9 protein-coding genes are annotated in these 14,088 nt (G+C 57.7%); 3 read left to right on the forward strand and 6 right to left on the reverse strand.

Features of this window, described 5'->3' with window-relative positions:
• Together RSSM_RS16905 and RSSM_RS16910 are read left to right on the forward strand one after the other, a co-directional pair.
• On the forward strand, positions 1 to 1,582 hold a 1,582-nt coding region (locus tag RSSM_RS16905), incomplete at its 5' end, for an ATP-binding cassette domain-containing protein (protein ID WP_044302828.1).
• The gene (locus RSSM_RS16910; protein ID WP_008681295.1) at positions 1,579 to 3,120 is read left to right on the forward strand and encodes an HlyD family secretion protein; all 1,542 of its coding nucleotides are present in this window, start codon (positions 1,579 to 1,581) and stop codon (positions 3,118 to 3,120) included. The genes RSSM_RS16905 and RSSM_RS16910, both read left to right, overlap by 4 nt.
• 455 nt (positions 3,121 to 3,575) lie before the next feature.
• Here RSSM_RS16910 and bioD read toward each other — a convergent pair whose 3' ends face one another.
• Positions 3,576 to 4,244: a dethiobiotin synthase gene (bioD, locus tag RSSM_RS16915; RefSeq protein WP_008681299.1), complete on the reverse strand. Its 669-nt coding sequence runs from the start codon at positions 4,242 to 4,244 to the stop codon at positions 3,576 to 3,578.
• Between the two features lie 4 nt (positions 4,245 to 4,248).
• On the opposite strand from bioD, the gene RSSM_RS16920 reads away from it, so the two are divergent.
• Positions 4,249 to 5,157 (forward strand): carbon-nitrogen hydrolase, encoded by a 909-nt coding sequence (locus tag RSSM_RS16920; protein ID WP_008681301.1) that lies wholly within the window; start codon positions 4,249 to 4,251, stop codon positions 5,155 to 5,157.
• Between the two features lie 250 nt (positions 5,158 to 5,407).
• Here RSSM_RS16920 and RSSM_RS16925 read toward each other — a convergent pair whose 3' ends face one another.
• From RSSM_RS16925 to RSSM_RS16945, 5 genes are all read right to left on the reverse strand, one after another.
• Positions 5,408 to 7,003 carry a Ppx/GppA phosphatase family protein gene (locus tag RSSM_RS16925; protein ID WP_008681303.1) on the reverse strand — a complete coding sequence of 532 codons (1,596 nt, stop codon included), beginning with the start codon at positions 7,001 to 7,003 and terminating at the stop codon, positions 5,408 to 5,410.
• Between the two features lie 229 nt (positions 7,004 to 7,232).
• Positions 7,233 to 8,471 (reverse strand): DUF6786 family protein, encoded by a 1,239-nt coding sequence (locus RSSM_RS16930; protein WP_144059895.1) that lies wholly within the window; start codon positions 8,469 to 8,471, stop codon positions 7,233 to 7,235.
• 253 nt (positions 8,472 to 8,724) lie between these two features.
• Entirely contained in the window at positions 8,725 to 11,709 is a 2,985-nt protein-coding gene (locus RSSM_RS16935; RefSeq protein WP_008681307.1) for a hsp70 family protein, read from the reverse strand.
• A gap of 237 nt (positions 11,710 to 11,946) precedes the next feature.
• Complete coding sequence (locus RSSM_RS16940; protein WP_008681309.1) at positions 11,947 to 12,984, reverse strand: transporter; 1,038 nt, start codon at positions 12,982 to 12,984, stop codon at positions 11,947 to 11,949.
• A 264-nt stretch (positions 12,985 to 13,248) separates the two neighbouring features.
• On the reverse strand, positions 13,249 to 13,860 hold the full coding sequence (locus tag RSSM_RS16945; RefSeq protein ID WP_008681310.1) for a DUF3124 domain-containing protein: 612 nt from the start codon (positions 13,858 to 13,860) through the stop codon (positions 13,249 to 13,251).
• Between the last annotated feature and the right edge of the window lie 228 nt (positions 13,861 to 14,088).

Raw genomic sequence — 14,088 nt, forward strand, 5'->3', positions numbered from 1 at the left:
CACGTTGGCGACGCCGATCGCGGTCGAGGCGTTGGTGAACACGGTTGCCTTCGGCCGGTTCGTGCAACCGATTGTGGTGTTGGCGTTGACGCTGATGTTTTTTCTGGGTGTGTCTGCGGCGATTCGAGCCTTGCAGACGTACATCGTCGAGGTAATCCAGGAACGGTTGTTCGCGCGGATCGCGGGCGACCTCGCTCACCGTTTGCCACGCGTTTCGGTGGAGGGTACCGACGGCAAGTACTTGCCTGAATTGACGAATCGTTTCTTCGATGTTGTGACGGTTCAAAAGGCGGCCGCGTCTTTGCTGCTCGATGGAATCGGTTTGATCATGAGCGCCGCGATCGGGATGGCGGTGCTCGGGTTTTATCATCCGTTCTTGTTAGGTTTCGATGCGTTGCTGGTGGCGTCGATCGCGTTCCTGATCATCGTGCTCGGCCGGGGTGCGGTGAAAACGGCGGTGAAGGAATCGAAGAGCAAGTACTACATGGCGGCTTGGCTCGAGGATGTCTCGCGTTGCCAAACGACGTTCCAGTCATCGGCCGGGAAGCGGTTGTCAGCGAGTCGATCGGACCGATTGATCCACGACTATTTGGTGAACCGTCGGCAGCACTTTCATGTTTTGCTGCGTCAGGTGATTTTCGCGCTGAGTTTGCAGGCAATCGCGAGCACGGTGCTGTTGGGTTTGGGCGGTTACTTGGTGATTGCTCGCGAGTTGACGCTGGGCCAATTGGTGGCGGCGGAGTTGATTGTTGCGATCATCGTCGGCGCGTTTGCGAAGATGGGTAAACACTTCGAGAGTTTCTACGATCTGCTCGCTTCGGTGGACAAACTCGGTGCGCTATTCGACTTGCCGTTAGCCCGACAGGGAACCGTGTTGCACTCGGCGTTTGATGAACCGGCCGCGATTGAGTTGGAGCACGTCACCTATCATCGTGGCGGAAGTACGTCGGTCTTTTCGCCGGTGACGTCTCGTATCCGCCCGGGTGGATCGGCCGCTGTGTTCGGCGGTTCGGGGACGGGAAAATCGACTCTACTGGATATGATTTATGGTGTGCGTCGTCCGTCGGCCGGAAAGGTGCTCGTCGATTCGACTCAGCCGAACGATTTCCGATCCGATGATTTTTGGAACCGCGTTGAGTTGGTTCGCGACGGCGAGGTGTTCGCATCCTCGGTTGAAGAAAACATCCACGTGCAGCGAACAGACGTTTCCGGTCAGGACGTAGAAGATGCGTTGGAGGCGGTCGGAATCGTCGATCTCGTCAACGCGTTGCCGGAAGGCATGCAGACGCAACTGACCAGCGGCGGTTCTCCGTTGGCGTCGAACCAAGTTCGTTTGCTATTGATCGCTCGGGCGATCGCGAGCAGCCCGAATCTGATGCTGATCGATGGGGTCTTGGATTCGCTCAGCGACGATGAGGCGGAAGATATTTTGGATGTCTTGTTGAGACCGGAGCAGCCATGGACACTGGTGGTGGCAACGGGGCGACGTTGGATCGCTCAGAGGTGTGAACAGACAATTGATTTACGGCCGAACGCGACGCCATTGCGTGGTTCAGTGGATGAAAGAGCAGGGCAGGTATGATGGGAACTTCGACCGAAACCAAACAGATTGAGGCTGATCCGTCCAAGAACGAAACAGCGAGAACTGGCCGTCCCGCCCCGAAGTCGCCTGAGCCATCTCCGCGAAAGAAGCGTCGCAGTTCGATGATTTTGCCGGAGGCGTATGACGAGCGTGCGATGCCGGCGTTGAAGCTGGCTCGATCATCCAAGAAGGCACGGTTGATCGGACGGACGTTGGTTGTGCTGATCATTCTTGGGTTCCTCGTCGTTGCGATCGCTCCGTGGCAGCAGTCGGTGAAAGGAAGCGGCACGGTGATCGCCTACACGCCGGCCGATCGAACCCAAACGATTCAGTCACCAACCAAAGGAAGGATCGTTTCGTTCGGCGAAGGCATCTACGAGAACGCTCACGTCGACAAGGGGCAGATCATCGTGGAACTGCGAGATCTCGATGAGTCGTTCATGACTCGTTTGCAATCGCAGCGTGATGCGGGGATGGGCCAAGTCCAGTCGTTGGAAAACGTCGTCGAAGCGGCTCGGCGAAACGCGATCAACGCCGAAGCCATGGTGGAAACGTTGAAGGCGCAAGTTCGTTCTTACAAGAATGTCAAAGAGCAGGTGATCGCGTCAGCGGATGCGGCAGTGGATGCGGCGGTCGCCAAGGTGTCGTCGCAGGAACAAAAGCTCGCAGAAGTGCAGGCGACGTTCACCCAAGCACGTACGGATTATCAACGGCAGAAAACGCTGTTCGAAGAACGCATCGCGTCCCAATTGAAGTTCCAACAGGCCGAACAGAAGTTCCGTGAAGCGGAAGCCAAGGTCGCTCAAGCCAAGGCCGATTTGAAGGCCGCCGAAGCTGCATTGGACGAAAAGCAACGCGACCGGATCGCCAAGGAACAGAAGGCACAGGTTGATATCGAATACGCCCAGTCGACGCTCAACAAAGCCCAAGGCGATGTGGCGAAGGCCGAGAGTTCGATCGCGAAAGCCAACTCTGATTTGAACAAGGCACGCAAAGACCTGCTTGACGTGGAAACCAAACTCGCGAGACAAGCCAACCAAACGGTTCGCGCTCCGGTCGACGGTTACCTCACGCAGATCGTTCCCAACCCCGGCAGTGCGGTGCTCAAAGAGGGGGACCCGATTTGCGTGATCGTGCCGGACACCACTGACCGAGCGGTTCAAATTTGGCTCGATGGCAACGATGCGCCGCTCGTCAGCACCGGGCGACACGTGCGTCTACAGTTCGAAGGTTGGCCGGCGGTTCAGTTTGCTGGTTGGCCGAGTGTCGCGGTGGGAACGTTCGGCGGAGAAGTGATCTCCGTTGACGCAACCGACAACGGCAAGGGACAGTTTCGGGTCCTGGTCAAACCAGAAGAGAACAGCGATTGGCCGGAGGACCGTTACCTGCGTCAAGGCGTTCGCGCGAACGGTTGGGTGTTGATCAATCAAGTTCCGCTGTGGTTCGAGATCTGGCGAAACATGAACGGTTTCCCGCCGATGGTGGAGGACACCGCGAAAGACATCAACAAACCGAAACCGCCGAAGGTGAAACTGTAACAACGCGCCGAGTCGTTGCCTCTGCGGCCACCGGTAGTGGATCTTGTTAAAGATCCAGCTGTATGGCGTTCGATCCAGAAGGACCATACGCCCGGGGTGGTAGTGGGTCTCGCTAACGCTTTCGACAAGCCAGTTTTTATCCCGGAAGGGAGTTCAAACCAATCGCTCCAGGTCGCGTCAGCGCACCTGCGGAAATCGGTAATACGAAGTTCTCTCCGATCTCCAGGTGTCCGTAGAGGATCCGTCTTGGCGAATCCGCGACCACCTTCGGGGGCGAAACCAAGCTTCGCTTTCAGTTTCGGCGATGGTCGCTTCGCTCGACCGCCGGCTAATCGTCAAAGCGCCTTCGGCGTAGAGAAGCTCGCTGGGAATCAACAGCTTGTTAAAGATCCTGCTGTGTGAGGATCTTTAACAAGATCCACTACGGGAAGAATGTGCTGACATGAACGTCTCGTCTATTGCGTAGACGCCAGCTTTCCCGCGTCGTGAATGACCTGACAACCGGTCCATCGCTGAATCAGATCGGCGTTGGTTTGCGTCGATTCGTCGGCTTCGGATTGCTCGCTCGATGGGAACGTGTTGAGAACGATGCGCTCGATCTGCAGCCCGGCGGCGTTGGCTGCGTTGACGCATGCGACCGTATCGTGGATCACGCCGAGTCGGTTGGGGGCGACCAAGACCGATTGCATTTGCGGCAGACGCCGTCGCAGTTGATGAACGAAGTCGATGTTCAACATCGAATCCGAGATCGGGCTAAACAGACCGCCCGCACCTTCGACGATTAAGACGTCGCATTCTCGGTCGCTCCACAATTTGACTCCGTCGACCAGCAACACCTCATCAATCGTTTCGCCGGCCAGCTTGGCGGCTTCAGGTGGCGCGACGGCAGCCTCAAATCGTTGCGGGCATACCGTGTGCAGCGTGAGTGGACGCCCGGCTGCTTCCCAAAGTTGTTTCGCGTCCGGTGCGACTCGCTCGCCGTCGTTGGCCACTTCGCAACCGCTCGCCACGGGCTTATAAACGCCGACGCTCAAGCCGCGTTTGTGGCACGTTCCGGCGAGGTGTGCGGCGCAGTATGTTTTACCGACGTCGGTTCCGGTTCCTGTAAAGAAGTAGACATCCATCGCAATGAAATTTCCCAAAGTCCAGTTGGCACTCGTGCAAATGCGAGACGCTGGTTCGAAGACCGCTTCGATCGCCGCCGCCACGACGTGGATCGAAAGAGCGGCCGCAGAAGGCGCACAGGTTATCTGTTTACAGGAACTGTTCGCGACATGTTACCCGTGTCAGGCCGAAGACCACACGATGTTCGATCTGGCGGAATCGATTCCCGGTCCGACGACTGACGCCTTGGCGGAGCTGGCACGTCGATTGGAGGTTGTGATCGTTTGTCCGATGTTCGAGAAGAGGGCTGCGGGTGTTTACCACAACACGGTGGCCGTTCTGGACGCCGACGGGACCATCGCGGGCATCTACCGAAAGATGCACATCCCCGATGATCCGTTGTACTACGAGAAGTTCTATTTCACGCCGGGCGACGCCGGTCAACCGCGAGCTTCCGTCGGTCCTGACAAACCGAACGGATTCAACGTGATATCCACTCGGTACGCGAAGTTGGGCGTCGGCATCTGTTGGGATCAATGGTACCCGGAAGCGGCCCGCCTGTTCGCGTTGGCGGGAGCCGACATCCTGTTGTATCCGACCGCGATCGGTTGGATCGATGAAGAGAAAGAGGAGTTCGGTGCGGGGCAGCTCGATGCGTGGATGACCAGCATGCGGGCTCACGCGATCGCAAACGGTATTTTTGTGGGTGCCCCCAATCGCGTCGGGATCGAAGGACGCGTGGAGTTTTGGGGCAATTCTTTCATCGTGTCACCGCGCGGTGAGGTCATCGCCAAAGCAAACTCCGCCGACGACGCAATCGTTACCGCGGAATGCAGCCTCGAGGAAATGGATGTCGTTCGCACGCATTGGCCGTTCCTTCGCGACCGACGCGTCGATGCCTACGGCGACTTGACACGTCGCTTCATCGACTGAGTTGGTTTCGAGAGCCAGCCCGAAAGCCTAGTATCTCGACTACCCGGTGTGCGTTAGCACCGGTTAACCCGTGGAAACCGCGGCCAGCGCCGATCGGCTGATGAGTTCTCGAAATTGGTTTCAAAAAGATTAAAACCGTAGCGAAAGTCGCCAAGACTTTCGGCGATTCACGAGCCCTTCCGAAACTCTTGGCGAGTCTCGCTACCCAAAAATGAGGCTTTGACGCACGAGTAGCCGATGTCGTCCGACTTCAGGCGACCTCGAGCGTGACGCTCGACCCGAGCTCATTGGCGAGTTGCCGGATGCGTTCGTCGGGGCGTTCGCCACGCAAATTCGCGATCGATTCCGGCATGGTGATCACAACGCTGCCGTCGTCTTCTTTGCGAATCTGCAATTGAGAAATCACGCCGGGCATGGTTGCCGAAAAGAGGTACAGCACGCGGAAGATCGCAGCCAAGACACGGGCTTTTTTCTGCATGAGCGGCGACGCCAATGTGGTGATTGGCGGCGGTGTCACTTTTCCGCCCAGTCCGGTGTATCGATAGTAGTTTGCCATCGCGAGATACGCCCGGCCTTCATGCGAAATGCCGACGAAGCCCGCGTTGCCGATGATTCCGATGTATTGCTGGGCCCGAAAATCAGGGTGTGCCCGCCAGGCGATGTCGGCGAGGTAACAGGCCGCCGTGCGATACCGCCGCTCGTTCTCGGTCTCTTCAATCCCCAGCGTCGCGAACGCTTGGTCAGTCCACGCCGCGAGTTCCTGGCAGTGTTCCGGGTTGCGGGCACGGAGCGTCGACAAATCTCGACAGGCGACAAGCAACGAATCTTGCTGCTGCTCTTCGGGAGACAACATCGAGAACAACACGCCTTCGCGCAGCCCGAGCGATGACATCACCACGCGATCGGCCTTGAGTGCCTTGAGCGTCTCTCGCATCACGACGGCACCGATCGGCAGCAAGTCACGTCGGTTGCGAGACACCGCGTTGATGCCACCCATCTTGGACAAGTCGTTCGTTGCGATGAACTTGCAAAAGTTAATCATCTCGGATGCCGAGATTTCGTAGTCGTGCACCAAGGCGAGCGGGTGGTTGCGGCTGGCGATGTGTAGTTTGGCGAGCGATCGCCATGTCCCGCCGACCGCGTAGAAATTGCGTTCGATGCCGGGCCAATTCAGCGAAACGTCCCGTAAATGCGAACGGGCGATCTTCTTCGCTTCGGACAACGATCCGTCGGACAATTCGGTCAACCGCAGGCCACCGAGCGGAAGCGTGATTCCGTCGCCGAGTTCCCGATCAACAGTGATCAGTTCGAGAGACCCGCCGCCGATATCGCCGACAATTCCGCTCGGACGATGGAATCCGCTTTGGATTCCCATTGCCGAATACTTTGCCTCCATCGCGCCGGTCAAAACTTCGACGTGGGATCCGGTGATCTCGGTGACCGTTTTGATGAATTCGCTGCCGTTGTCGGCGTCACGCACCGCCGCGGTTGCGATCACGTGAGTCTTCGTCACGTTGAGCTGTTTGGCCAGCGCGTGAAATCTTCGCAGCGCCGCGAACGTGCGTTCAACACCGTCCTCGTTGAGACGATTGCTGTGAACCATTCCGCGCCCGAGGCCGCAGAGAACTTTTTCGTTGAACAATACCGAAGGAGCCTGAGCCAAACCTTCGTACACGACTTGCCGGACCGAGTTCGATCCGATGTCGATGACCGCGATCGGGACGAGCGACTGCAGGCGGCCTTGTGCGAGTTCAAATGGTGGCGTGGAAGAAGATATCGTACTGCTCTGAAACACTTGGCGACGAAACGGCGCGATCGCTCGTATGGCAACAGACAATCCGTCCATGCCGCGTGGGCAGAATCGCGCTGGGCGAGCAAAGCCTAATGAATCGAACTAGTCGTGACAACGGTTCGGGAATCGCCACGCGAACTCAGCCGGTTTCCCGGCCGCAAGGTGACGTACTAGTTTGCGTGCATCACCTTCGAGCAGATGCGACCCACCGCATCGACTACAAAACGAAACACTCGCCAGCAGCAGATCAAGGTTGGATGCCTCCCGTTCGGTCGCCAGCCAACTATGGCGAAGGCGAGGCGAACGCGTTTTCGATTTCCGCGAGCGACGCACCGAGCAGTTTTTGCGAGATCGGGTCGAGATCGGCTTCGCTGCCTTGAATGTGCCACGTTTTTTGCACGTGTTGCATCGTTTCACCGGTCTTCAGCGCGGCCGCCGGAGACGACGACTCGAGTTCATAGAACGGCCCCAAAGGAGCTTCGCCGGGAGCGGGCGAACCATCGTTGTACGAGTTCAGGACATCACCGCTGTAGGGTTCTTCCTGATGCTCCCACATCGAATTGACAAACCCGTTCGGGGATTCTTGAACGTTGTAGGTCAACAGCGTCAGCACTCCGGCTTTGGAATCGTAGCTGCCGGCGATGCCCTTGGATCGCTGGGGGCTGACGCCGATTTTGCCGCGCCGTGTACCGTCTCCTTTGAAGAACAACACATCATCGTCTACCCGCAGGTAGTCCGCCGGCACTTTGCCGAAATAGGTATCGTTCACCTTCGGTCCCAACTCCGCATCATCGCCTGATTTGAACGGGATCACGACGGTGGTGTCGGGCGAAGGGTTGTACATACCGAGCATCCAAATGGATAGCAGTCCCTTTTCCGGCGTCCATGGCTGGTCGCCCAAGTTGGTGATGCGGTTGTCGGTTTCGTATCCGACAAAACGCACGCTGCTGGCCAAACGTGATTGATCCGATCCATCGCTGATGAGAGCGTTGATGCCTTCTCGGTCCAACATCGTGACGCGGCGTTGGATACCGACATGAAAACGCGTTCCGCTGAAGTTGACCAGCTGCGTTTCGTGTTCGAACAACGCCGATTCTGTGTTTTGCTCTACCAAGCGAAACGGTTCGGTATCGATGGCCGGGGGCGTCGTCCAGTCTTCAAACTCGAACTTGGTTCCCGGTTTGAAGAAAATCGCGTACTGGCCGCCTTCGGGACCGAGCCAAAAACGCTCTTCGCCGCCGAAGATGTAGATGTGCTCTTCAAGTTTGCCTGCCTTCTCTTCGTCCGACATCAAGCCACGCTCGATTACCGGTCGATTAATCCAACCAAAACTAGGCCCTTCGGAGAGGTCATAGGTGCTCGTCATCACGCGGCCCTGATAGGCGGGGGCGACAGCGATCGCGGCATCGTTGGAACGCAACAATACCACGTCGGTATGCTGTTTGAGAAACGAAACGTCCTCCGAGAACCGGGGAGCCGATGTGGCGGAGTCACTGCTTTGGGCGTTTACTGTGGTGGACATGGCTGCGAACAGTAAAATCGCCCAGATGGTCGAAACGTGGTTCATTGGGCTATGTTGGAAGATAGGCGGGAAGCCACACAGGCTTATACGGGAAGATCAGGCATCCTAACACGCCGCTTTATGGCAGTGGTAATCGAATGCGGCACTCCGTTGCGGATTTGCGGCACAGAAGCCATGTGTGACCACGAGAAAGACGCGGCGCTGAATCGCAGGGCTTGCTACATCGGGGATCAGACACTCGGCAACAAACACGCTATCGCAACTCGATCCCAAGCGGCAGCGAGTCTCCAAAGATCGCGGCTTGTTCCTCGTGGTCGAACTGGCCGCCCTCCTCGACAAGTCGCACAAAGTGTTCGGGAGCCGAAAGGTCGCGGAGTTGACGGATCACGCGGGTGCGATCGGTTTCCTCTAAATCACGGAACCGGTCGTTGCATCGACGCGAAATTTGCGTCAACGCGAGAGATGCGGCGGTGTGGATGTGTTGGGTCAACCCCGGATCGTCCGTGCTCTCCGGTGCAACGGGACGTAGCGCCGGATTGGATAGTAGGCGGTTGATGACGTCGGTCGCGTCGCGCGCCCCCAAGACCCAATTGATCGGTCCGTATGCGGGGATCCGAGTCGCCATTCGTCCGATCGCCCACAGTAGTGCCGGATAGAGCGAACGGGCTTTTTTACGTTCGAGTTGTGCGAGAGCGGCGCGAATGAGATCGAGTTTTTCTTGGATCGGCAATCGTTCGAGCGAACCGGCGAGTCGCCACGACTCCAGTGCCTCGGCCGACTCGGGACGCAATCCGCCGGACGTCAACGTCCGCTTGAGCACGTTGGCGAGTTGTGCTTGTTGGCCTTCGGTCAGCCCGCCCGCGATCCGCCGCCACAGGATCATCGTTTCGGCGCGAGTCTGCGGGTCGTCGTGTGCAATCTTTCCAAACAGCGTTCGCCATGTTGTCGCCGTTCGCCAATCGTCGACGGCGACACCATAACCAGGTCGCAATGAATAGCCGAGCAGGTTCAACCACCGGGCTTCGTGTGCGGGCGAGCGGCGGCGGTGCGTTTCGACTCGCATCAACGATTCCCAAATCCCACGCAGCAGGACGGGCGGCCATTGTTCTCGTTTCAGATCCAACGTCGTCTGCAACCGCCGAACCAGTTTCGCGGGCTTCTCGTCACCGTGAACAAAGACAGCGTCAATTTGTTTGTCGCAGTCCTGCAGCGTTTCTTCGTCGACGATCCCCGATGCTTCGCCGCCACCCTGGTGAGCTTCCCGGTCGGTTTCCAAAGTCGCTCGAATGTCGAAATCGAGTTTCCATCGACGGGACTTGGTCGCATCCGACTTGGCAGCATCGCCGGCCGAAACGCAATAGACACCAATCGTGCCGATTTCCGTCAGATGGGTTTCCACCACAATCTGCATGCTCGACTCTTTCTTACGTTTGCGATCTTGCAGCGCCGTATGAATCGGTGGCAATGCGGTCATCTCCGACGGATCGATATCGACCACGTCGCCGGGACGATCCGCCAACCGGGTGCTGCTAACCCAGAGCGGGAAGCTCACGGGGACACCCACACGCAATTCCATCGGTAGTGAATCGATGCGATAGGTTTGACCGGGCTGAGCGTCGGCCGGAATCATGCAAACGGCGCGCGGCGGGGAATTGGAAATTTGCATGAAGTAGGTACGCGCCAAGTTGGCGGCGATCCGAACCCCTTCGCCACGTCGAACCAACGCGTAGTACGCCGCACCTTGTGACACGGCGAGATCCAAACGAGGCGATTGCAGGGTTTGTGGTTTCCAGTCATAGTCGTCTTCGCCGAACCAGTTCGCCAAACAGGATACGATTCGGTCTTGAATCGCAGAAGAACGCAGCACGCCTCCGTTGAACAACACCAGGTCCACGCGTTGAGAGTCGACCTGCTCGTCATCGACGCCGGTGTCACGATGGGCGCGAAGGAATTCCGCGAGATGTTTGGTGATCGCGGGATCGGACGCGTACGGCAGCCCGAGTTCTTGAAAGCCGCTCTGCCCTCCGACAACTTCAGCGTCGAGCGGGACGTTTGGGAAGAAGCCATCGAGCAAAACCTGATCGACTTGTTCGGCGCTCACGTTGACCGATACCGAACCGCCGATCAGCGATGAGCCTTCGCCCGCGAGATGGATGGTTGTCTCGGAAGGCCGGTTGTTCGAAAGCATCATCTCCTTGACACCCCGCGACGCGGCAACGAGTTGCTGCCACCTGCGTGCGGGAAGCGGCGCGTCGAGTTTGGCTTCGGCCGATTTCGCGATCGCCAAGTCCAGATTGTCGCCGCCGAGAATCAAGTGCTTTCCGACCGCGATACGGTGAAACTGCAGCGACGCCCCGTCCATCTCAACGTCAGATTCAGAACTTTCGCCTTCGATCTGCTCAGGCGTGGAAGTCTTCGCGGTTGCGGGACGCACACGAATCAGTGTCAGGTCGGTGGTTCCGCCGCCGATGTCGCATACGAGGATCAATTGCCCGACACGCACTAGGCTGGCCCAGTCGTCGCTGTGGCGGTCGAGCCAAGCGTAGAACGCCGCCTGTGGTTCCTCGATCAATTGGATACGCGGCAACCCTGCTCGCGCCGCTGCGGCAACGGTTAACTCCCGGGCAACTTCGTCAAATGACGCCGGCAACGTGACGACGACGTCTTGGTCGGCCATCGGCGAATCAGGATGCGCGTCGTCCCAAGCCAAGCGCAGATGCTCGAGATAGGCGGCCGAGGCAGACATCGGTGACTTTTTCGCGACGTCGGTGTCACCGTGCCACGGCAGCAAGTCCGCAGACCGGTCGACTCCCTCGTGCGACAGCCAACTCTTGGCCGATGCGATCAATCGCCCCGGGTGAATCGAACCCGCGTTGCGAGCAAACTCGCCGACGCGTTCGTTGGCGGGCTCAACGAGATACCGGGCCACGTTGCGATTCTTCTTCGCATTGTCAGCCGCGGTCGCTTCGGATTGCGTGAGCGTGTAATGAAATGACGGCAACGTCGTTCGCGATTCGAGCGTATCGAGATCCACCCACTGTGGCACCTGGAAGACCTGCACCTGACGGTTCGGTGCGAGCGTATCGACAAACGACAACACACAGTTCGTCGTCCCAAGGTCGATTCCAATACAGTACCGCGGTGCGTCCTGTTCGTCGGACACGGCGGCATCGGGGATATTCGCAGAATCGGCGTTGGGCGAAGAATTGTCGGGCGAGGGATCTTTGGGGGCAGACATACGGTATTCAAACGGCGGCTGGAAATCTCAGCCGCCATTTTAGACCGATGTCGAACTTCTCCCCAGACCCGGCGTGAAACGTTCGTGAATCGAGCAAATCGGGCCAGAAACGCGTTTCGTACTCAGGTTCCGCCGCAGTTTCTCTCGGGTAGGCGTTCTAGGATCTCGTTGGAGATTCGGATGCTGCAGGATCTTTGACAAGATCCACTACCCGAAAAAGGAGCGGAGATGGGCTGGTCAGAACGCCTTCGACCAACTCGCAACCATCGACCAGTCGGTTTCCAGTTGGATTCCGTTGAGGTCTTGGTACAGCGTCGGAACAATCTCGGTGCTGAGCAGGTGCCCGTTATGCAGAAGCGAGGCTCCAATTCCCAGGTTCAACCAATAGCCGCCGCGAAAGCTCTCGACGTTCGTGCTGATCCCCATGTCCGTGGTCATCGGATCGGCACCGTCGAAGTTGGTCCGCCACAAGTTCTCCACCCGAATGCTCGCTGAAAAGTTGTCTGTGATCAGATGGCTGTACCACTGATTCAGCCGGAACTCGTCGCTCACGCTGTAGTCGCGGTAGTTGCGTCCGATCGGGAGGTCGGTTTGGAACTGCGTCCCGAACGAACCGAAGTCCCAGTAGTGTTTACACGTCACACCGGGCCGGGCGTTGAACGTGCCCGAACCGAGACGCATTGGGTACGGCATCGCGGTCGGCGAGCCGGTTGGAATGCTGGTCGCCCGGAAGATGTCGCCGGTCGGAATCGATCCGGATAGATTCAAAATCCAGTCGTCGTTTTCGTCCGTATACAACCGCATGAGTGCACCGAGGGTCGTGTCGCCGAAACCGCTGTTGTGGGTTGTGAACGTCGTGCCCTCCATGGGGCCGGCACCCGGACCACGGAGGTGATCCATCGTGATACTCGGCAACATGATCATGGTGTAGAAGGTGACATTCTCAGTCATTCCACGCATGATGTGCAGCATGTGCATCTCGTGGGTCATCTGCTGCGGCGTTGCCATGCGGTTGGTAACCGGGTTGCTCGTCGCGCCGTAGGCAATCGCGTCGGCGTCAGACACCGTTTGCGTTCCGATACGGTTGTCGTCCATGTACATGTTCATGTACTTGTACTCGACCATCCATTCACCGGGTTTGTGAACATGGTCGCCCATTAGAAACGCAGGGGCGTGTTTGTCCGCCCGCGATCGAAAGTCATCATGGGCGGACGCATTCGCAAACGTCGCCGCAGACAGGGCAATCGCTACAACCCATGCATGTTCCATTCGCATCTATCTTCTCCGAGTATCTGGCCTGACGGTGTCTGGCTCCTCACGCTGGCACTATCGGAGTAATTGTGCCAACCACGGAATGCGAATTAAGCGGAAGCTGCGTTGCGACGCAATCGGCGACTGCAAAACCAGCAAAGTTTCACTGACAGGCCTGAGGGGCTGCATTTAAGAACCAGCAAAGCTTCAGTGAAAAGAACCTACCTGTAAATGCCGGCGGCGAATCGTTGCAACTAACGAGTTCCGCAATCGTAATGCCGCGACGACTCAATCGTTGTCTGCCGAGTTGCCTGATTCGCTCAAGATCACGCTTGAGGCAACGAACGAGATTCCTTGTTGCCCTTTCGTGTCGATCATCACCGTTTCGACAATCGGCTGGTTCACTTCCGTGCCTGCTCCCCACTCGACGATGAAGCTCGCTCCGCTCCCGCCGGCTTTGTCTTCCCGTTTGATCACAAACTCGGTCGACGCCAGCGGTGCGAGTTTGAGCGGTTTGTTCAGCATGGAACGGATCTCTTTGCCGCTCGTGTCGAAATACCGAACCGACGTCACCACGATCTCGTGTTCCACATCCGTGTTGCGAATATACAGACTCACCGTCAAATCGTAGGGAGCGCCTTCGCGATGGTACACGTGCGAATAGGCAGGCACATACAACCGTTGGCCCTCGACCGGATGCCACGGCATCGCGTCGATCTCCATTCTCGCTTCATCACGCACGCTCGGTTCCTGTGACGGGATTACTGCTTCGAAGGAGCGAAATCGAAACTCGATGAACAGAACCAACAGGACGACCGGAAGGATCACGAACAGAAAAATCAACAGTTTGAACTGGCGATAGACTGCTTCGGTACGTTCTGCGGGGGTTTGCGTGGACATAATGCCGCTGTGGATGGGAGGTGGCTACCGGCGTTTGCTGTGAACATGTTTACGCATTTCATGATTCCGGCAAGTACCGATAAACTGAAATGCGAGGTGTGTTCGTGGTGATGGGGTGTGTTCGTGGTGATTACGTCACAAGGGGATGGTGATGTTCTCGGTCGATCTGTGGGGCTTTGAATTATCAATCACTGGTTCCGTCGGTTTGCTTCGTCTTTTTTCGGAACG

The sequence above is a fragment of the Aporhodopirellula sallentina SM41 genome (assembly GCF_000346505.1).
GTDB lineage: Bacteria > Planctomycetota > Planctomycetia > Pirellulales > Pirellulaceae > Rhodopirellula > Rhodopirellula sallentina.

Excerpts from the sequence above, each read along its gene's own strand:
- RSSM_RS16920 (WP_008681301.1), top strand. The coding sequence starts at position 4,249 with ATGAAATTTCCCAAAGTCCAGTTGGCACTCGTGCAAATGCGAGACGCT.
- RSSM_RS16940 (WP_008681309.1), bottom strand. The coding sequence starts at position 12,984 with ATGCGAATGGAACATGCATGGGTTGTAGCGATTGCCCTGTCTGCGGCG.
- RSSM_RS16925 (WP_008681303.1), bottom strand. The coding sequence starts at position 7,003 with ATGGACGGATTGTCTGTTGCCATACGAGCGATCGCGCCGTTTCGTCGC.
- RSSM_RS16910 (WP_008681295.1), top strand. The coding sequence starts at position 1,579 with ATGATGGGAACTTCGACCGAAACCAAACAGATTGAGGCTGATCCGTCC.
- bioD (WP_008681299.1), bottom strand. The coding sequence starts at position 4,244 with ATGGATGTCTACTTCTTTACAGGAACCGGAACCGACGTCGGTAAAACA.
- RSSM_RS16930 (WP_144059895.1), bottom strand. The coding sequence starts at position 8,471 with ATGTCCACCACAGTAAACGCCCAAAGCAGTGACTCCGCCACATCGGCT.
- RSSM_RS16935 (WP_008681307.1), bottom strand. The coding sequence starts at position 11,709 with ATGTCTGCCCCCAAAGATCCCTCGCCCGACAATTCTTCGCCCAACGCC.
- RSSM_RS16945 (WP_008681310.1), bottom strand. The coding sequence starts at position 13,860 with ATGTCCACGCAAACCCCCGCAGAACGTACCGAAGCAGTCTATCGCCAG.